The following is a 21,062-nucleotide window of genomic DNA, read 5'->3' on the forward strand; positions in this document are numbered from 1 at the left end:
CAAACCGGTTTTAGATATTGCGGCGATGTCTCTGCCCGGCACACTCCCCGGAGGCGGCGCTCGACGCGTCTTGTCCGGGCTACCGGACCGCAAACGGCGGTGACCAGTAGCCGATAAGGAGCTCGCACATTGATTAACGTTCCCTTAATGCTTCTTTTGCCCGATTAAACGGTTTGACCAGATAATCCATGACCGTTTTTTCCCCGGTCTTAATATCAACGGTGGCAATCATTCCCGGGCCGATTAAAAAGCGCTTACCGCTTTTATTTTCCAGGTAATCGTAGTCAGTACGAATAAACACCCGATAGTAGTAAATATCGGGTTTAGCTTCGTCCTGGGTCGTATCCGGCGATATGGTTTCCACCACGCCGTTAAGCGCGCCATAGATGGCATAATCATAGGCGGTAATTTTCACCAGCGCCTGCTGGTCAGGATGAATAAAAGCGATATCGCGCGGTGAAATCCGCGCTTCAATTAATAATCGGCCATCTACCGGAACAATTTCCATCAGCTCGCCGTTCGGCGCAATAACCCCACCAATGGTGTTGACCTTGATATTTTTTACGATCCCCTGAACCGGCGAACGAACGGTTAAGCGCGTGACCGAATCGGCGCGGCCTTTAATCACTTCCGCCAGGCTGGCCACGTCGGCATTGGCTTTTGACAGCTGTTCACGTGCGTCAACAAAATAGCGGGTATTAAGATCAATCTTTTTAAAGCTAATATCCGCGACCTGTTGGCGAAGACGTAGCACTTCAACATTGCTCGCCGCTCCGGTTTTCGCCAGCCTTTCGGTGATGGCCAGTTCGCTATTGACCAGTTTTAGCGATTCATCCAGTTGGCGCGTCGATTTGCTCAACTGCTCCTTGCGGCTATGGTAGAGGCGAGTCTCTTCCGCCAGCAGCGCGGGCCAGGCTTTCAGGGAGTCGGGAAACGCCAGCGGCTGATTGTTGACTTCGGCAGTTAAACGAATGCTCGCCGCCAGCGAGGCGCGATATTTCGCCTGGCTTTCGCCGACATTAGATTCGCTGCGGGTGGGGTCGAGACGGGCCACGACCTGTCCGGCTTGTACCTTGCTGCCTTCCCGTACGTTCAGCTCGGTTAAAATACCGCCGTCGAGGGTTTGTATCACCTGCTCGCGGGAGCTGGGGATCACTTTCCCGGTGCCCGTTGAGACTTCGTCCAGTACCGCGAACCATGCCCAGACGCCGCCCACCAGCAGCATCACGGTCAGCAGGAGAATCAGCCGTCGCGATTTTACGATCTGCGCTTCGTCTTGTTCGCTCTCCGGCAGCAGCGCCACCGGGTCATTGTCGGCCAGCAGGGGAAATTTACTCATATATTCACCACCTGGCCGCGGGCTTTCTCTTGTTCAAAGACCGTCGCTTTGGGTTTATCCAGCGCCAGCTGCCCGTCCTGGATAACCAGGATCCGATCAACGATATTGAGCACCGCCGCTTTGTGCGTGGCGATAATCATCGTTCTCTCACCGGCCCACTGCGCCAGCTGTTCCACAAAAGCTTTTTCCGTTCGCTCGTCGAAAAACGAGGTCGGTTCATCGAGCAGGATAATGTTCGGATCGCGCAGCAGCGTTCTGGCCAGCAGCAGCGACTGCCGCTGGCCGCCTGACAGCCCCAGTCCGCCTTCCATAACGACGTGTTCAAGACCAAGGGGCAGTTTGCGCACGAACTCCAGCGCGCCGCACAGGGTAAGCACCGAGAAAATTTCATCATCCGTCGCCGCCGGACGCCCGAGGATCAGGTTCTCGCGCAGGGTGCCGTGAAACAGCCGTGCTTCCTGGGTCAGCAAGGTGGCGTTGCGGCGAATATCCGCGAGGTCGATCTGCGGCAGGCTTAAATCATCCAGCCGCAGCTCGCCGGAGACCAGCTCGATGTTGCCCATCATCGCCTGCAGTAAGGTCGATTTACCGGCGCCGATTCGTCCAAGAATAGCGATTCTCTCCCCGGCTTTTATCGACAGTTGGTTAATCCGCAGCGGGATGGCGGCGTCGTTAAGGCCATAGCGGAATTCCGCCTGGCGGAACTCGTAGTTGCCGTGCAGCACGGCGCGATGAACCCGAGGTTCGTCCTGCCCCCCTTCGACCGGCAGCGCCATCAGCGTATCGAGGCTGGCCTTCGCCGTTTTCACCTGCTGCCAGCGCGCAAGTACCCCGCACAGCGCGGTCATCGGCGCCACCATGCGGGTCGATAGCATCGATGCCGCCACCATCGCCCCGGTGGTGATGTCGCCATTAATTACCAGCGGCGCACCGACCACCACCACCGTGGCGTACAGCAGGTTTTGCACCGACATTCCCCAGCTGACAAGGCCGTGGGTGAGCCTGCGCGTTTTGACCCCTGACTCGGCGGTAATCGCGATATAGCTATTCCACTGATGCAAGAAACGGCTTTCCGCCTGCATCATTTTGATGTCCTGCAATCCCTGGATGCTTTCCACCAGGATGGCGTTACGCAAGGTATTTTCGTGCTGGTTTTTATTGGCCAGCGCCGCCAGCTTGCGCTGCAAAAGCAGGCCGGGGAGGATCATCAGGACCGTCGCCACCGGCGCAATCCAGCTTAGCCACGGCGAGACAATAAACAGCACCACCTGAAACAGGAGAAAGAACGGTAAATCCGCCACGATGGTCATCATCGTCGAGGTCATCATTTCTCGCACCTGCTCCAGCTCGCGGATTTGCGAAATAAAGCTCCCCGTCGAGCGCGGCACGGCGCTGTTTTTCAGGCGCAGCGCGTGGCCGAAGACCCGGTCAGAAACGCGAATATCCCCGCGTTTGCCGAGCAGATCCGTGACGTGCCCGCGCATAATTTTCAGCACAAAAGCAAAGACCGCCGCCAGCAATACGCCGCTGAACAGAACATAAAGCGTGGGATAAGACTGCGCCGGGATCACCCGATCGTAAACCTGCATCGAAAACAGAATACCGCTCAGCGCAAGAACGTTTATCGCAAAAGACGCCAGCATCACGTGCATATAGGGGCGAATATCTTTCAGCACAATTTTGCGCAGCCAATCCGGCTGAAAACGGGCCAGATAGCTCTCGGTGCGAATATCCCTTTCCGGCGCCGCCGGGCGAAAAGCAATGGTCTTTTCAATTTCCGGCAGCAGGGTTTCCAGCGGGCAGTAGCTGAGCAGCGCGAGCTCCTTCACAAACCGCACCCCGACGGCGTTATTGACGTCAACGCTTTCAACCACGGCGATTTGGCCGTCGCGAAGCTGGATGACTAGCGGTAGCCGCCAGGCCGACATTTTCTGATCGGCGGCGGATAAAAACTGGCAGTTTAGCCCGGCGTGGCGCGCCAGGTGCCGGAGCGCCTCCGGCAGGGTTTTCTGCGTCGCCCATTCGGCGGCGGCATGCAGCGTTCCGGGCGAAAAGCTTTGTCGATAGTGGTTGGCAATAAAGGCTATCGCATTGGACCAGTCGATCAGATGCGGTATCCCGGCGCGTTCATCTTGTGAGGTCATGGGCGGATCTCCACGCCCTGGATATTTTGTTTTTCCAGCGCGAACACCGTGCGCATCTTGCCGGTGCTGAACAGGCAGTCCAGCTCCAGGGAGCGCAGTTGCGATTCCGTCAGGACCTGGCTAAATCTGGCCTGGTAAATTTCCTGATCGACGTTGAGCAGATCCAGCAGCGGGCGCGAACCGAGCTGAAGGTACTGATCCTGATACAGCGCCCGGGTTTGTTCGCCCAGCTGCTGCTGGCGCTTTTGAATACCCAACGACTGAGCCAGATTAACCGCTTCATCGCGCGAGGCGTTAAGTTTCTGGCTGGCGTCCAGCTGCGCGGTTTTGATCGCCGCATTCGCCGCCGCCAGGCTTTGCTGGGCGGCGTCGCGGGAGGCGGTCATCGCCCCGCCCTGATAGATGGGCATCTGTACTTTAACCCAGGCGGAATATTGCGTTTTATTGAGCACCGCGCTGTTGGCGTAGTTATCGTTGAGGTAGTGGGTAACTTCCGGCTCAAGGGAAATCGTCGGCAGCATTTGCGCATTGGCGTTATCCAGCTGCGCCTGCGCCTGACCGGCCTGGGCCAGCGCCGCTAATACCGCAGGCACTGAGCGATAATCGATTTTGGCTACCGCGCAGGCGGCATCCATCCCCTGCGGGACGTCATCCGTTACCGTGGCGATTCCGCCGATGCCAATGTAGGTCGCGAGCGTGGCTTTCCAGCGCTCAAGGGCCGCCTGATATTGCAGGAGCGTGGATTGTGCGCCTTCCACGCGGGTATCGGTCTGCACGACGTCCGATAAAGACGACGCCCCCGCATCGTTGCGCTGGCGAATAAGATCGCCAATCTGTTTGAGCGAATTGACCTGCGCTTTGGCGATTTCCACCAGCTTCTGATAGCCCTGAACCTGGACTACCGCCGCCGCGGTGTCATGAGCGACCTGATCGATGCTCAGCATGACGGTAGCCTGCTGTTGGGCAACGCCGGAGTCTGCGGCTCTGACCGAGCTGGACACTTTGCCGAAGTCGTACAGCATTTGCGATACCGACACCACCAGCGATGGCGTATATCCGGCATCAGAATAGGTATTACTATAACCATTATTCATACCCGCACTAACTTGCGGGTAATATTTGGCTTTCGCCACGTCGACTTTCTGCGCCATCTCCTGGAGTTTACTCACCTCCTGGGTTATAGACGGATGCCAGTTCACCGCATTCTTTACCGCTTTTTTAATATCCAACGGGCCGGATATTCGGCTTTGGCTATTAATAATATCCTCATTATACCCCGCGACCTGTTGGCTATCAGTTAAGCGCTGGCTGCTAATATCATTCGGCATTAAATATGAATTTTCCGCATGAGCAGAAAATGCCGGATTGAAAGAAATAAAGAGGGCTGTATAGCCGCAGGTTATGACATTCCTTTTTTGTTTAAATAGACGCATCAAATTTACCCTTCAGAAAACACGTACTGAAAAAACGGATATAATCATTCCCGCATCATTATTTTTATTAAATGATAGTCGGCTATCTCCCGGTTCACTGACCGATTCATTCCTCCGCAATGAAATAACCTCGACGGCGCTTCCCTGCGCCGTCAGCGTTATAACGCCAGTTAGTTGGAGTTATTCGTATCAATCAGCTCGTTGAGCGAATTGATATGCACCCCTTCCAGCGTAATTAAGGTTGTTGATTGATGGTCTCCGGCCCCGCCGTCGCGGTCGATGGATACCACCGTGTTATTGCCAACGTAGCTCAGGGTCACATAGTTGCCCAGGCTGCTGCTGTTCCCATCCCAGTCAACCAGCAGCGCAGACACATCGATATGATCCCCTTGCGCAACCGAGAAATCCTTCCAGGTATCGCTGCCGTTACCGCCGGTATTGTCATCGGCCAGCAGGTTGTAAACCACCGTGTCGGCCCCGATACCCAGGGTGAAGGTATCGTCATAAGCGGTGCTGTGGACATCGTCGCCGTTCACGCTGCCGGTCATCTGCGGATGCAGATCGATGGTCAGCGTCGCCGCGGAAGAAACGCCATTGCTGTCGTTTACCGTGTAGGCGAACACCTCCTTGTGCGTGATTGTCGACACATCCATCCCTGCCTTCAGACTGTAGGTATAAGAACCATTATTCGCCATCGTCAGGGTGCCATAGTCACCGTAAATTGTGACGCTGCTTCCGGTTACTGCGCTACCGTTGCTGGTGGTGATACTGCCATTACTGTTGAAGGTCCAGGATTCGGCACTGCCAGTGGAAGTATGTCCGGCGACGGTGTATGAGGCATACAGTACGCCATGGAAATCTTCCGTACCGCCTGAATTGTTTCCGTTCTGGATATTCCCGCTGACGTTGGTTCCGGCCACCGTATAGTGGGTGGCGGTGTCGAACGTTGTACCGGCGATAGAAGCTCCAACCGTATAATTCGGCGCTGGCGTTAAGAAAGTATCCAGAGTGGCGGTGGCTTTCGAAGCCAGGACCATCTCGTAATTTCCTTCACTCAATGCCACACCCGTTAACGTTAGCGTATCCGTAGCGCTAGCTGTTGCGCCTATAATCGTGGTCAAATTTTCTGTCGGCGTCCCTTGCCATACCAGGACCTTACTGCCATCGGTGAGCACGTGATAAATGCTGACCGTGCTGTCAATCCTGACGGTGTTGACCACCGAGCCACTCGCGGTGTAGTTCACTTTCACCGAGAGGGTATCCATTTCACGATCGGCTCCCACGCTAAAGTTAATCAACTTACTCGCTGATACTCCGCTCCCGCTCGACTTACCGCTTGTGTTCAGTCCAGAGGTGTCAATCGCTGGAACATTCACCGTTGCCAGCGCCGTTGCCACGTTCAGCGCAACCACGTCATTCACCGCCAGCGAAGCCGGGCTGTCGATATCGAACGTCAGCGTCGTGCTCGCCGTGTGGCCCAGACTGTCGGTTATGGTGTAGGTAAAGACTTCCGATTGGCCGACGCTATTCACTCCGCCATAAGGCTGATAGGTATAGCTACCGTCGCTATGGATGGTCAGCGATCCCCAGGCACCGGCTATCGTCGTTCCGCTGCTGGTGACCGCCACCGGATCGGCGTCGGTTACCGAGGTGGCGGTAACGCTGGTCACCTTAATATTTACCCCGGTGTCCGCCACATCGCCGTCGCCATCGCTTTGCAGGACGTTACCCGTCAGGCTGTCGGTGTGATAGCCCTCAGAGTCGGTGACCGACACGTTGATAAAGGTGCCCAGGTTCAGGTCCAGCAACGCGCCCAACAGGCCGCCGGTATTCGGTGAAGAGACCACCGCCGTGTACGATCCTGAAGGTAACATTGAGGACCAGCCGCCGCCGCTGTAGTCCAGGCTGAGACCCAGTCCGTCAACATTAATATTGACGGCGTTGGTCAGAACCTGCACCACTTCGCCGGTCGCCTTATCGACGATTGAGAGATCCGCCGTAAAGGACGATGCGCCGCCCAGCAGGCTCAGCAACGTGCTCAGGGCCGCGCCCAGGCTCAGGCCAGTGCTCCCCGAGACAGTGAGCAGCACTTTTTCGTTCGCGCCGGCGGCGACATCAAAGTCAAAACTATTGCCGTTGAGCAAACCAACGTTGACGGAACCGAGTAACGAGACGCCGACAAGTTGGCCAACGGTACCGCTTTCTCCGTTGAGCGTATCGAACGTCGCGGTCAGATCCGTTTCCTGAGCATCCGGATTGGCCTGCGCCGGTTCGATGTTGCCGCCGATATTAATCGTCAGGTTAGTCGTCGAGGTATTGCCCGCTTCATCGGTAATGGTATAGCTAAAGACATCCGATTGACCGATAGCGGCCCCGCCTTTGGTCAACTGGTAGCTATAGCTGCCATCAGAGTGAATCGTCAGTACCCCATAAGCCCCGGTGATATTGACGCCAGCGCTGGTCACGGTAACCGGGGTCGATCCGTCGACGGAGTCCGAGACCGCACTGGTGACCGAGATGCCCTGACCGCTATCCTGCATATCGCCGCTGGCGGTGGTATCCAGCACGTTACCTTCAATGGCGCCGACGCTATAGCCAACGGAATCCGTCACGTCCACGTTGACAAAGCTTGCCACCTGGGCCGCCGCCAGCGCGTTGATCAACGATACCAGGGGGCCGTTACTTTCCGGCGCAGAGATAATCATGGTGTAGTCACCCGCCGGCAGATTGGCGAAGGAGACCGTGCCGTTATAGGAGAGTCCGCCAAGCAGGCTCGCCGAGATATTGACGCTGTTTTCGGCAATCGCCACGACTTCGCCGGTGGCCGTATTTACCACCGACAGATCGGCTGTCAGGGTACTTCCTGCCCCCAGCAGGTTGACGATAGTGGTCAGCAATCCGCTCGCCGTCAGCAGCGAGTTGCCGTTCACCGATACCGTCATATCCTCAACGGTTCCGGAACCCACGCTAAAGCGCAGATTATTGCCCGACAGCAGCGAGACATCGACGGTGCTGAGTAACGTCAGGCCAACCAGTTGGCCGCTGGTACCGCTGACGTTGTTCAGGTTACCTTCCAGCGCGACAACGTCCGGGCTGTTGCTATCGGGGATGGCCTCGATATCGCTATCGGAATCCGAGTCGCTGTCGCTATCCGAATCACTGTCTGAATCGGAGTCGCTATCGGAATCCGAATCGCTATCGGAATCGGAGTCACTGTCAGAGTCAGAATCGCTGTCCGAGTCCGAGTCGCTGTCGCTATCCGAATCACTGTCTGAATCCGAATCGCTATCGGAATCGGAGTCACTGTCAGAGTCAGAATCGCTGTCCGAATCAGAATCACTGTCGGAATCCGAGTCACTGTCGGAGTCGGAATCGCTGTCAGAGTCGGAGTCGCTGTCGGAATCAGAATCACTGTCCGAATCGGAGTCGCTATCGGAATCCGAGTCACTGTCAGAGTCAGCATCGCTGTCCGAATCCGAGTCGCTGTCGGAATCAGAATCACTGTCCGAATCGGAGTCGCTATCGGAATCCGAGTCGCTGTCAGAGTCTGAATCGCTGTCCGAATCAGAATCACTGTCGGAATCCGAGTCACTGTCGGAGTCGGAATCGCTGTCAGAGTCGGAGTCGCTGTCGGAGTCGGAATCGCTGTCAGAGTCGGAGTCGCTGTCGGAATCCGCATCGCTATCCGTATCATCAGCAAGACCAATATTGATAGTCAGCGTCGTGGTAGCCGTATCGCCATCCGCATCCGTAATGGTGTAGGTAAAGACCTCCGTTTGACCGACAGAATCAGCGTCCCCGGTCGCATGATAGGTGTAAGAACCATCGGCATAGATCACCAGCGTACCGTAGGCGCCCTCAACGATCGTTCCACCTGAGCTAACCGTTTCCGCCGCTGCCCCCGGCACCGAAGTCGCGATGATGCTGGTCACGGTAATACCCGTACCAATATCACCAACATCCCCGCCAGCATCCGTCTGCAGGACGTTACCGCTGATAATCGCGGATTCGTATCCTACGGAGTCGGTTACCGCAACATCCACCGCAGTCACTACGCTGATATTTGCCAGGAAGTTCACCAGCGTCGGCAGCAGTCCGGTATTCGTCGGCGACGAGATCACCACCGTATAGTTACCTTCCGGCAGATCGCTGAAGCTGGCGCCGCCGCTGTAATCCAGGCTGACGCCTCCCGCCGTGATAGTCACCGCATTCGACGCCAACGCAACCACTTCACCGGTCGCCGTATTCACCACCGCGAGATCGGCCTGGAAGGTATCGGTACCGCCCAGCAGAAGCAGCAGCGTATTGATCAGTGCCGCCGAACTCAGCGTTGTCCCGCCGGAAATATCCAGCACCACATCCTGAGTCGTTCCACTCGCGACGGTAAAGTCAAAGTTGTTGCCGCTAAGCAGCGAAACATCAACCACGCCAAGCAAGTTCACGCCAGTCAACTGGGTAATCGTACCGTTTACACCATCGAGATTGTCATGGTTCTCAGATATCAGTGCGGTATTGGTATCCGCGTTGGCCTGCGGAATATCCGAGTCGCTGTCAGAGTCCGAGTCGCTATCGGAATCCGAGTCGCTGTCGGAGTCCGAGTCACTGTCAGAGTCCGAATCGCTGTCAGAGTCAGAATCACTGTCGGAATCGGAATCGCTGTCAGAGTCGGAATCACTGTCGGAATCCGAGTCACTGTCAGAATCCGAGTCACTATCGGAATCCGAGTCACTATCGGAATCCGAGTCACTGTCTGAATCCGAATCACTGTCGGAGTCGGAATCGCTGTCGGAGTCCGAATCACTGTCAGAATCGGAGTCGCTGTCGGAGTCTGAATCGCTGTCAGAATCGGAATCACTGTCAGAGTCCGAGTCGCTGTCGGAATCTGAATCACTGTCCGAATCGGAGTCGCTGTCGGAGTCCGAGTCGCTGTCAGAGTCCGAGTCGCTGTCGGAGTCCGAGTCACTGTCAGAGTCCGAATCGCTGTCAGAATCGGAATCGCTGTCAGAGTCAGAATCACTGTCAGAATCGGAATCGCTGTCAGCATCCGAGTCGCTGTCAGAGTCGGAATCGCTGTCCGAGTCAGAGTCGCTGTCAGAATCGGAGTCACTGTCGGAGTCCGAATCGCTGTCAGAGTCAGAATCACTGTCGGAATCGGAGTCACTGTCAGAATCGGAATCGCTGTCAGAGTCAGAATCGCTGTCGGAGTCCGAGTCGCTGTCAGAATCGGAGTCGCTGTCGCTATCCGAGTCGCTGTCCGAATCAGAATCACTGTCGGAATCGGAATCGCTGTCAGAGTCCGAGTCGCTGTCAGAATCCGAGTCGCTGTCGGAGTCCGAGTCACTGTCAGAGTCCGAGTCGCTGTCGGAGTCCGAGTCGCTGTCAGAGTCGGAATCGCTGTCCGAATCACTGTCGGAATCCGAATCGCTGTCCGAGTCGGAGTCGCTGTCGGAATCAGAATCGCTGTCAGAGTCAGAATCACTGTCGGAGTCGGAATCGCTGTCGCTATCCGAGTCGCTGTCAGCATCAGAGTCGCTGTCGGAGTCTGAATCGCTGTCAGAATCGGAGTCGCTGTCGGAATCGGAGTCACTGTCGGAGTCCGAATCGCTGTCAGAGTCGGAGTCGCTGTCAGAGTCCGAATCACTGTCAGAGTCCGAATCACTGTCGGAGTCCGAGTCGCTGTCAGAATCCGAATCGCTGTCAGAATCTGAATCACTGTCGGAATCGGAGTCACTGTCGCTATCCGAGTCGCTGTCAGAGTCCGAATCGCTGTCAGAGTCGGAATCACTGTCAGAATCGGAGTCGCTGTCAGAATCGGAATCGCTGTCAGAATCGGAGTCGCTGTCGGAATCGGAGTCACTGTCGGAGTCCGAATCGCTGTCAGAGTCGGAGTCGCTGTCAGAGTCCGAATCACTGTCAGAGTCCGAATCACTGTCGGAGTCCGAGTCGCTGTCAGAATCCGAATCGCTGTCAGAATCTGAATCACTGTCGGAATCGGAGTCACTGTCGCTATCCGAGTCGCTGTCAGAGTCCGAATCGCTGTCAGAGTCGGAATCACTGTCAGAATCGGAGTCGCTGTCAGAATCGGAATCGCTGTCAGAATCGGAGTCGCTGTCAGAATCCGAATCGCTGTCTGAATCCGAGTCACTGTCGGAGTCCGAGTCGCTGTCCGAGTCGGAGTCGCTGTCAGAGTCTGAATCACTGTCGGAATCGGAGTCACTGTCAGAGTCCGAGTCGCTGTCGGAGTCCGAGTCACTGTCTGAATCCGAATCGCTGTCAGAATCTGAATCACTGTCGGAATCGGAGTCACTGTCGCTATCCGAGTCGCTGTCAGAGTCCGAATCGCTGTCAGAATCCGAGTCGCTGTCCGAGTCCGAATCGCTATCGGAATCCGAATCGCTGTCGGAATCTGAGTCGCTGTCAGAATCGGAGTCGCTGTCAGAGTCCGAATCGCTGTCGGAATCCGAATCGCTATCAGAGTCTGAATCGCTGTCCGAATCTGAATCACTGTCAGAGTCAGCATCACTGTCGGAATCCGAGTCGCTGTCGCTATCCGAGTCGCTGTCAGAGTCCGAATCGCTGTCAGAATCGGAGTCGCTGTCAGAATCGGAATCGCTGTCAGAATCGGAGTCGCTGTCAGAATCCGAATCGCTGTCTGAATCCGAGTCACTGTCGGAGTCCGAGTCACTGTCAGAGTCCGAGTCGCTGTCGGAGTCCGAGTCACTGTCTGAATCCGAATCGCTGTCAGAATCTGAATCACTGTCGGAATCGGAGTCACTGTCGCTATCCGAGTCGCTGTCAGAGTCCGAATCGCTGTCAGAATCCGAGTCGCTGTCAGAATCCGAGTCGCTGTCCGAGTCCGAATCGCTATCGGAATCCGAATCGCTGTCGGAATCTGAGTCGCTGTCAGAATCGGAGTCGCTGTCAGAGTCCGAATCGCTGTCGGAATCCGAATCGCTATCAGAGTCTGAATCGCTGTCCGAATCTGAATCACTGTCGGAGTCCGAATCGCTGTCGGAGTCGGAGTCACTGTCGGAATCCGAGTCGCTGTCTGAGTCCGAATCACTGTCAGAATCCGAATCGCTGTCAGAATCAGAATCACTGTCGGAATCCGAATCACTGTCGGAATCGGAGTCACTGTCGGAGTCAGAGTCGCTGTCGGAGTCCGAGTCACTGTCAGAGTCAGAATCGCTGTCGGAGTCAGAGTCGCTGTCAGAATCGGAGTCGCTGTCGGAATCGGAGTCACTGTCAGAATCGGAGTCGCTGTCAGAGTCGGAGTCGCTGTCGCTATCAGAATCGCTGTCCGAATCGGAGTCACTGTCGCTATCCGAGTCGCTGTCCGAATCAGAATCACTGTCGGAGTCCGAATCACTGTCGGAGTCGGTGTCATCGGTAAGATCGACAGTTAATATAAATATCGGGGATCGTCCGCTGACGTTGCCGGCCAGATCGGTCACCGTGGTGCTCAGGCTATGGGATCCTTCCTCCAGTGCTTCAGGAGTAAAGCTCCAGTTCCCGTCAACACCCGCAATTGCGGTGCCCAGTACGGTATCACCGTCATAAATTGTGACCGTGGCACCCGCTTCCGCCGTGCCACTCAGGGTTGGCGTATCATCATCCGTTACGCTACCGCTGTTCAGCGTGCCCGTGTCTTCTCCTGCATTATCAGTTACCTGCAGATCGCTAACCGGGTCCACTATAGTGTCTACCGTCAGCTCAAACGCCGGCGAACTTTCACTGACGTTCCCGGCTTTGTCCGTTACCGTAGTACTCAGGCTGTGGGTGCCTTCGTCCAGACTATCTGGCGTGAAGCTCCAGCGTCCATCCTCGCCGGCAACCACTGTGCCCAACACTGTGTCGCCGTCATAGATCGTCACCGTGGCTCCCGCTTCCGCCGTGCCGTTCAGAGTGGGCGTCGCATCGTTGGTCAGATCCCCACTCTGCAGCTGGCCGGTGTGCTCTGCAACATTGTCAGTTACCTGCGGAATGCTGGCAGCGGGCGCAGTGGTATCTATCGTCAGCTCAAACGCCGGCGAACGCTCGCTGACGTTGCCGGCTTTGTCCGTCACCGTCGCGCTCAGGCTATGAGACCCCTCGCTCAGCTCCGGTAACGTGAAGCTCCAGTTGCCATTTTCATCCGCGACGACAGAACCCAGTATGGTATCTCCGTCATAAATCGTTATTGTTGCCCCAGCTTCTGCCGTCCCTTTAATCTCTGGGGTCGTATCGTCAGTGACATCTCCAGAATGCAGCACACCAGTGATGGGGCCCACATTGTCAATGACTGCTATGTTCTGTGCCGCGGTGGGTAGCTCGGTATCAGTATCGGAGTCGCTGTCAGCATCAGAATCACTATCCGCGTCGCTGTCAGCATCTGAATCACTATCCGAATCTGAATCCGAGTCGGAATCACTGTCAGAATCGGAATCACTATCCGAATCGCTGTCAGCATCCGTATCACTGTCGGAGTCTGAATCACTGTCAGCATCTGAATCGCTTTCAGAAACCGAAGAGTGGTGGTCTTTGTTTGAGGTGCCGGCGAACATCGCCGCAATGCCCAGCAAAGCTGCGCCCGCCATGACCCAACCAGCAATACTTTGTCCTGCGCCACCGGTCGCAATGACTTCAGAGAGATCGCTAATTAGCGAATAGTGTGCTCCATCAGTACCCGCTCCTTCCAACCACCATAATGCGCCAGTGTCATCATCCATAAGAACCAAATCACTGTGCTGTCCATGTTCATCCACAACGAAAAAGTTTTTAATTGTAACGGTGTCACCGTTATGGAGTTTTAGAACAAGATCATTACCTTGGCGGGTATACGAACTTATATCCTCACGCTTAACGTGCAGGACAACCACTGACTGCGTATTGAGATTAATTTGATTGCCATCAACGGTGTATTCAACACCTGTTTCTTTCACTGTCACATTTATATTTTTCATCAGGTTGCACCCTTGAGATGAAGACGCAGTCAGAGGTATGAGATAATTCTTAATTATGCACCTTATTAGATATACCAGTTCCTGGCGCCCCGCAAGGTTAAATAAAAACAGAAACATTACATTCTGAAATAAATAAAAAACATTAAATTACAATAACTTAAAATAATAAGATTACATTTTTAAATGTTAATTAAGGCTATAATTAAAATCGTTACTCACGGTTATTACAATGAAGATAAAATCATGGATAATACATTTCTCATATTGTTAAACCTCCATTTAAGTACCAGGTGAAAAATTTCCGTGATATTAATCATAAAAATCACACAAGAAAAAACAAATATTTTTGAAAGATTCAAAAAAAATTATCGCCGTTCCCCATGTATTTACCAGGGGTTATTTATAAAAAATAAATTATCTATTGGAGAAGATTTTTCGTAATAAGGGAGATAAAGCCAGGAAGGTGTCCGTTAAATCCACAAAGATAATGCGCTTTATTTTTAAATAAAGAAACGTTTCGATGTAGTTTTAATTAAAATACTGTCCCTAAATAACTTAATTTATATTGATAATAAAAAACCCCGTCAGGCGGGGTTTTAGGTTTATCGGGCTAATCCCAATCGAGGGATCTCAATCGCCGGACAGCGATCCATCACCACGTTTAGACCGGCGTCTCGGGCGAGAACAGCCGCTTGTTCATTGATTACACCCAGCTGTAGCCAAAGCGTTTTCGCACCGATAGCCACCGCTTCCTGGGCAACGCCCCAGGCCGCTTCCGAATTACGGAAAACATCGACCATATCCACTTTTTCCGGCACGTCAGCAAGCGTGGCATACCCTTTTTGCCCCAGCAGCGTGGTACCCGCAACCTTAGGGGAAACGGGAATAACGTGATATCCCTGCTCCAGAAGATACTTCATCACCCGATAGCTTGGGCGATCAGGTTTGTCACTTGCCCCCACCAGGGCGATAGTCCGCGTCGAGGTCAAAATACCTACGATATCGTTTTCTTTCATCATCATCCTCCTGCTATTTAGCCCAAGTGTATGCTAATCCGGATGAACCCGCATGAGTCCTGACCTGCAGATGCGTCAAATTTTTTCATCCCGACGCTTGCAGCAACAGTCACTTCCAGTAATCTGTCTACAGGCCAAAATGTGGAATGAAATGATGGAACTAACAACACGTACCTTGCCAGCGCGCAAGCATATTGCGCTGGTTGCACACGATCACTGTAAAGATATGTTGATGAAATGGGTCGAGCGCCACCAGCAACTGCTGGCGCAACACACGCTATCGGCGACAGGAACGACCGGAAATCTGGTATCACGCGCGACCGGGCTGGAGGTACAGGCGATGCTAAGTGGTCCCATGGGCGGCGATCAGCAGGTAGGAGCGCTGATTTCAGAAGGTAAAATCGATGTATTGATTTTTTTCTGGGATCCGCTGAATGCCGTACCGCACGATCCGGATGTGAAAGCGTTATTACGTTTGGCGACGGTATGGAATATCCCCGTCGCCACCAACGTTTCGACCGCCGACTTTATTATCCAGTCCCCGCATTTCAACGACCCTGTTGATATCCTGATCCCTGATTATCAACGCTACCTTGCAGAGCGTCTGAAATAAGCCCCGCTGGCGGCCATGCCGCCAGTCATTATGGTTTTCTTGCTACCGGGACACTCAGCGCCTCTAACATTTCAACAAACGGGGAAGGTTGTTCTTTATTAAACAATAACCATACGCGCAGACGTGCGCGGGTGATGGCGACATACAGTAACCGCCTCTCTTCGGCATCGGGAAAATCCTCCGGCTGCGGTAATAGCGCCTGCTCCATAATCGACTCGCGTGCCGGTGCGGGAAACGCATCATCCCCCTCCTTAAGGCCAAGAATAATGGCGTAATCGGCTTGTTGCCCTTTGCTGGCATGAATAGTCATAAAATCGAGCTGCAGATGCGGCCAGCGCGTGGCGGCTTTCTCAAGCGCCACCGGCTTCAAATGATGATAACGAGCTAACAATAAAATCCGCTGTTCTCGTTTGACATAACCGCTCATTTTATCAAGCAGATCGTCGAGTTTGTCCTCCGCTAATAACGTCACCGCTTTTTTGTCCCCTGCGACAAGGCTGTTTAGCGGTTTCGTTAACTGATGCGGATTTTGTTGGATAAACCCGTTGGCGACCTCTCCTATCCGACTATTAAATCGGTACGTCGTATCCAGCGCACAGCAATCTCCTTCGCCAAAATAGTGATTAAAGGCTGTTGTTAAAGAGAGCTGAGCACCGCTAAAACGGTAGATAGCCTGCCAGTCATCGCCAACGGCAAACAGCGTAGTCTGCGTGTTTTGCCGACGTAACGCGGCGAGTAGGGACGCCCGCTGCGGGGAAATATCCTGAAACTCATCTACCAGAATATGCTTCCACGGGCTGACAAAGCGCCCCTTATCCAGAATATTAATCGCCTGATGAATCAGGCCGGAAAAATCGACGGCGTTTTCATCTTTTAATGCCGTTTTCCACGCTTTTAGCAAAGGGGCCATCAGCTTGACGCGCTTGCCAAAAAGATCGCGTACCTCTTCAGGCGCTCCAGCAATCATTTCCGCCTGCGAGCCGCCATGCATTCGCATCAGGCTAACCCAGCGGTCAAGGCGACTGGCGATACGACGCTGCAGCGTTTTATCCTGCCAAAAATCCCCTTCCGGGATCTGCCAGTCCATTTCTTCTTCCAGCCACAGTCGCCAGCCTTTCGCCTGCGCTTTTTTCTCCTGGCACTGCTGCTGCCAGCTCTGGACTAAAAGTTTTTGCCGTGCGGCGCTGTCGTTCTCCAGCTTGCTGATCGTCGGAGCTTTTTTACTGCCCTGCTGAATAATATGCAGAGCCAGGGAATGAAAAGTTCGCGCAGAGATCTCTTCAGTTCCCAGACGTTCGCGGATGCGCTCATCCATCTCCTGCGCGGCTTGTCGACCAAACGCCAGGAGCAGAATCTGCTCGGCCGCCGCTTCGCCACGGGTCAATAGCCAGCCAGCGCGCGCCACTAACACGGAAGTTTTACCGCTTCCGGCGCCTGCCAGAACTAATAACGAACGCTCGCCGTTTACGACTGCGCGCGCCTGAGCCGGATTCAGCGGCGATGATTCTACCGCGGCAAAAAAGCCGCGGTATTGTTCCAGCATTGATTCAGTAAACGTTTGATTATGCTCGAGCCTGGCTTTCTCGGTGTTGCTCAACCAACTTTGACATTGCCGCCATAACTCGCGGCAGTTATCGAAAGCGTCAAGACGGGCTGTTGGTACAGGTAATCCGCCAAGCGCATGGCGGATTTTACGCTGGATATCGCTCACCTGCTGACGCGTCAACCATTTCCCCTCTGCGCTGGAACGCGCCACGTTAGCCAGCTGCTGGCGAAGGACATCAGCGGCGATATCGCTCATTTCCGCGCTCCACTGCTGCCAGAGCGTGTTCAAATGATGGTAAAAACGCTGGGTTTCATTCCATTCGGTGCCATGCAAACGCACAACTTTCTCGCCCGGCAGGATAAATTCCAGCTCCCCCCATACCAGACCACGCTTGCAATGGATTGATAATAACTGATTGAAAGGTATAAGATATTCATGGCTATCACCGGAAACCTTTACTCCGGCATTAAGAAGTTGCACCCTATCATAAGGATGCTGAGCCATGCGCTTGCCCAATGTTGTCGCTCTAAGTTCCATATAATGTCGAATTTCAATCAGGTTGGATGTTTTTAAGTTTAACCGCCAGCGACCGGGTGCTCCAGCGTAAAAAACGCTACAATGGCCAGGCCTTATTATCCACGGAATTAAACAGAGGGTTTATGCGTACCGTTCTGAATATTTTAAACTTTATCCTTGGCGGATTCGCCACCACGCTCGGCTGGCTTCTGGCGACGTTGGTCAGCATCGTGCTGATCTTTACGCTACCTCTCACCCGCTCCTGCTGGGAGATAACAAAACTCTCTCTTCTACCCTATGGTAATGAAGCCGTTCATGTTGATGAACTCGATCCTCAGGGAAAGAATAGCCTGCTAAACGCGGGTGGGACACTACTGAACATTTTATGGTTTATTTTCTTTGGCTGGTGGCTATGCCTGATGCACATTTTTTGTGGCATCGCACAATGCCTGACCATCATCGGCATTCCAGTTGGCATCGCCAATTTCAAAATCGCCGCTATTGCTTTATGGCCAGTAGGCCGTCGAGTCGTCTCCGTCGAGACTGCTCGTGCTGCGCGTGAAGCCAATGCGCGCCGCCGCTTTCAGTAACTGAATGGAACACAGAAATGCTCACCCCCCTGCTACGCCGCTATACCCGGAACAGCGCCTGGTTATATAACATCAGGATTTTTATCGCACTTTGCGGCACGACCGCGTTTCCCTGGTGGCTTGGCGAAGTAAAACTCACGATTCCTTTAACGCTTGGGGTCGTGGCAGCGGCGCTGACCGACCTTGATGACCGCCTGACAGGACGTCTGCGTAATCTGGCCATTACCCTCGTGTGCTTTTTTATTGCTTCGGCCTCGGTGGAACTGCTCTTTCCCTGGCCTTGGTTATTCGCAGCAGGATTAACCGTTTCTACCATTGGCTTTATTTTGCTCGGTGGGTTGGGCCAGCGCTATGCCACAATCGCCTTTGGCGCCTTGTTAATCGCCATCTATACCATGCTGGGGGTAACGCTTTATAGCCATTGGTATCTCCAGCCGCTGTTTTTGCTGGCCGGGGCGGTGTGGTACAACTTACTCACCCTCGCAGGGCATCTTATTTTCCCCATCCGTCCCCTACAGGACAACCTTGCACGCAGCTACGAGCAGTTAGCGCACTATCTGGAACTTAAATCGCGCCTGTTCGATCCGGATATTGAAGATGAAAGCCAGGCGCCTCTGTATGACCTGGCAATAGCCAACGGTCAGCTAGTGACAACCCTAAATCAGACCAAAGTTTCCCTGCTGACGCGCCTGCGCGGGGATCGCGGTCAGCGCGGAACCCGTCGCACCCTGCAGTATTACTTCGTGGCGCAGGACATCCACGAACGCGCTAGCTCTTCGCATATTCAATACCAAACGCTGCGCGATCGCTTTCGTTACAGTGACGTGATGTTCCGCTTTCAGCGCATGCTGTCAATGCAGGCGCAGGCATGCCAGAAACTGTCCCGAGCCATCCTGCAGCGCGAGCCCTACCTTCACGATACTCACTTTGAGCGCGCTTTTATGCACCTTGACGCCGCGCTCGATCGTGTAAAGGCCAGCGGCGCGCCGGCGGACCAGATCAAGGCATTAGGGTTTTTGCTTAATAACCTACGCGCAATTGACGCCCAGCTGGCGACAATTGAATCTGTCCAGACCACCTCGCAGTTCAGTCACAACACGGAAAACCTGTTGGCTGACGACCAGCCTGGCGGTTTTGGCGATGTCTGGCTGCGCTTGCGCAGTAATATGTCCCCCGAGTCCGCCCTGTTTCGCCATGCGGTTCGAATGTCATTGGTCCTGTGCGCTGGCTACGCTTTTATCCAGTTGACCGGGCTGAATCATGGTTACTGGATATTGCTGACCAGCCTGTTTGTTTGCCAGCCAAACTATAACGCGACACGCCACCGGCTGGCGTTAAGGATAATCGGTACCCTTATCGGCGTGGCGATAGGTCTCCCGGTGCTGCTTCTCGTTCCATCCGTTGAAGGCCAGCTGTTTTTAATTGTTTTGACCGGCGTGCTGTTCTTCGCTTTCCGTAATGTGCAGTACGCCCATGCCACAATGTTCATTACCCTTCTGGTTTTGCTTTGCTTCAACCTCCTGGGTGAAGGTTTTGAAGTCGCCCTACCGCGTATATTTGATACGCTGATCGGCTGCGCTATCGCCTGGGCCGCTGTCAGCTTTATTTGGCCTGACTGGAAATTCCGCAATCTGCCGCGAGTACTCGAACAAGCAATCAACGCTAACTGCCGGTATTTAGACGCCATACTTGAGCAATATCATCAGGGACGCGACAACCGCCTTGCCTATCGCATTGCGCGAAGAGCAGCGCACAACAGGGACGGTGAATTGGCATCAGTAGTCTCAAACTTATCAACTGAACCAAGAGCGGGCTCGCAAATTCGAGAAACCGCTTTTCGTTTGTTGTGCCTGAACCACACTTTTACCAGCTATATTTCAGCCCTGGGCGCCCACAGGGAAAAGCTGACAACGCCAGATATCCTGGCGCTGCTGGACGATGCCGTTTGTTATGTTGATGACGCGCTGCACCACTCGCCGGCCGATGAGCAACGGGTACAGCAAGCTCTATCAAGCCTGCAGACCCGGATACAGCATCTCGACCCCCGTGCCGAGAGCAAGGAGCCGCTGGTACTTCAACAAATCGGGCTGCTACTGGCGCTGCTGCCAGAGATTTGTCGGCTACAGCGACAGGTTGAGATTCAACCTGAGTAGGCCTCCCTCTCCTGCATTTGTTCCGCCGCCCACTCCTCAAGCTCCTGACGCTGTTGCGTCGGGAGCGTGGCTGCATGTACGCCAGCAATAGCTCCCTGTAAACAATAAAGAATATTAACCGTTAACGCTTTATTCATTTTCCGTAACCTCAGCCAGGCTTCTTTGGCCCCAATCTTACGCAGCGTTAATTCATCTGTGATGCCTGAATTAATCAACTGTAGCTCCATGTGAAAACTGATATTTGGCAAATTTTTCAATCTCCCTGAATGCCGCTGCCGATGTTTTTCATAGCGAGCGCTCTGTAATGACAGCGCTGATAAATGAAAAAGCATTTTGCTATCCTGCCAAAGCCCTTCATCAATATGATAATACTTCAGCGCGACCAGACGACCATTCTTCTGCATCTTCAAAAGCGGGTTTTTATGCGCCACGCGGTACTCCGCGCTCTGCTCACAGACCCGAAGATAGATTTCCCCCTCGGCCATCATGGCAAATACGGTGTTATCTATCGCCAGGCTATAGCCACCAAATAAGGGCCGACAGCTTATTTTTCCTAATGGAGACAAACATGCCCGAAACTGATGGATCCTAAAACATACAAGTTTCTTCATGATTATTCCTTTGTTAATCATGTAAATAAGACATAAATTTGCTAACGGATCCGTTAATAAAGAAAATAAGTGACTTCTCTTCATGCGGCAACATGAATTATCTCTTTATTTTAATCAGCTTGTTTTTTTGCGAGCGGCTTTCAGAAAATAGCCTTTTGA

10 protein-coding genes are annotated in these 21,062 nt (G+C 53.7%); 3 read left to right on the forward strand and 7 right to left on the reverse strand.

Going from position 1 to position 21,062, the window contains the following annotated elements; all coding sequences use genetic code 11:
- Nucleotides 1-133: 133 nt before the first annotated feature.
- From K7H21_RS17870 to K7H21_RS17890, 5 genes are all read right to left on the reverse strand, one after another.
- On the reverse strand, nt 134-1,339 hold the full coding sequence (locus tag K7H21_RS17870; protein WP_049114989.1) for an HlyD family efflux transporter periplasmic adaptor subunit: 1,206 nt from the start codon (nt 1,337-1,339) through the stop codon (nt 134-136).
- The gene (locus K7H21_RS17875) at nt 1,336-3,483 is read right to left on the reverse strand and encodes a type I secretion system permease/ATPase (RefSeq protein WP_004131041.1); all 2,148 of its coding nucleotides are present in this window, start codon (nt 3,481-3,483) and stop codon (nt 1,336-1,338) included. Before K7H21_RS17875 ends, K7H21_RS17870 begins: the two co-directional genes overlap by 4 nt.
- Nucleotides 3,480-4,916: a TolC family outer membrane protein gene (locus K7H21_RS17880; protein WP_004131040.1), complete on the reverse strand. Its 1,437-nt coding sequence runs from the start codon at nt 4,914-4,916 to the stop codon at nt 3,480-3,482. The genes K7H21_RS17875 and K7H21_RS17880 overlap by 4 nt, the downstream gene beginning before the upstream one ends.
- Before the next feature lie 170 nt (nt 4,917-5,086).
- Nucleotides 5,087-13,858: a BapA/Bap/LapF family prefix-like domain-containing protein gene (locus K7H21_RS17885; protein WP_223035262.1), complete on the reverse strand. Its 8,772-nt coding sequence runs from the start codon at nt 13,856-13,858 to the stop codon at nt 5,087-5,089.
- A 602-nt stretch (nt 13,859-14,460) separates the two neighbouring features.
- Nucleotides 14,461-14,874, reverse strand: coding sequence for a CoA-binding protein (locus K7H21_RS17890; protein ID WP_004131030.1), 414 nt, complete (start codon nt 14,872-14,874; stop codon nt 14,461-14,463).
- A gap of 154 nt (nt 14,875-15,028) precedes the next feature.
- Between K7H21_RS17890 and mgsA the strand changes: the two genes are divergently transcribed.
- On the forward strand, nt 15,029-15,487 hold the full coding sequence (gene mgsA / locus K7H21_RS17895) for a methylglyoxal synthase (protein WP_024360052.1): 459 nt from the start codon (nt 15,029-15,031) through the stop codon (nt 15,485-15,487).
- Between the two features lie 28 nt (nt 15,488-15,515).
- On the opposite strand, the gene helD is transcribed toward mgsA, so the two are convergent.
- Entirely contained in the window at nt 15,516-17,570 is a 2,055-nt protein-coding gene (helD, locus tag K7H21_RS17900) for a DNA helicase IV (protein WP_223035263.1), read from the reverse strand.
- Between the two features lie 122 nt (nt 17,571-17,692).
- On the opposite strand from helD, the gene K7H21_RS17905 reads away from it, so the two are divergent.
- Both K7H21_RS17905 and yccS read left to right on the forward strand, forming a co-directional pair.
- A complete protein-coding gene (locus tag K7H21_RS17905) occupies nt 17,693-18,139 on the forward strand; it encodes a YccF domain-containing protein (RefSeq protein WP_004871560.1) in 447 nt (148 codons plus the stop codon).
- A gap of 17 nt (nt 18,140-18,156) precedes the next feature.
- Nucleotides 18,157-20,292, forward strand: coding sequence for a YccS family putative transporter (yccS, locus tag K7H21_RS17910; RefSeq protein WP_049112826.1), 2,136 nt, complete (start codon nt 18,157-18,159; stop codon nt 20,290-20,292).
- Here the strand turns inward: yccS and K7H21_RS17915 are convergent.
- Nucleotides 20,280-20,903, reverse strand: coding sequence for a TfoX/Sxy family DNA transformation protein (locus K7H21_RS17915; protein WP_049112818.1), 624 nt, complete (start codon nt 20,901-20,903; stop codon nt 20,280-20,282). The genes yccS and K7H21_RS17915 overlap by 13 nt on opposite strands.
- Between the last annotated feature and the right edge of the window lie 159 nt (nt 20,904-21,062).

The sequence above is a fragment of the Klebsiella sp. CTHL.F3a genome (genome assembly GCF_019890895.1).
Taxonomy (GTDB): domain Bacteria; phylum Pseudomonadota; class Gammaproteobacteria; order Enterobacterales; family Enterobacteriaceae; genus Klebsiella; species Klebsiella grimontii.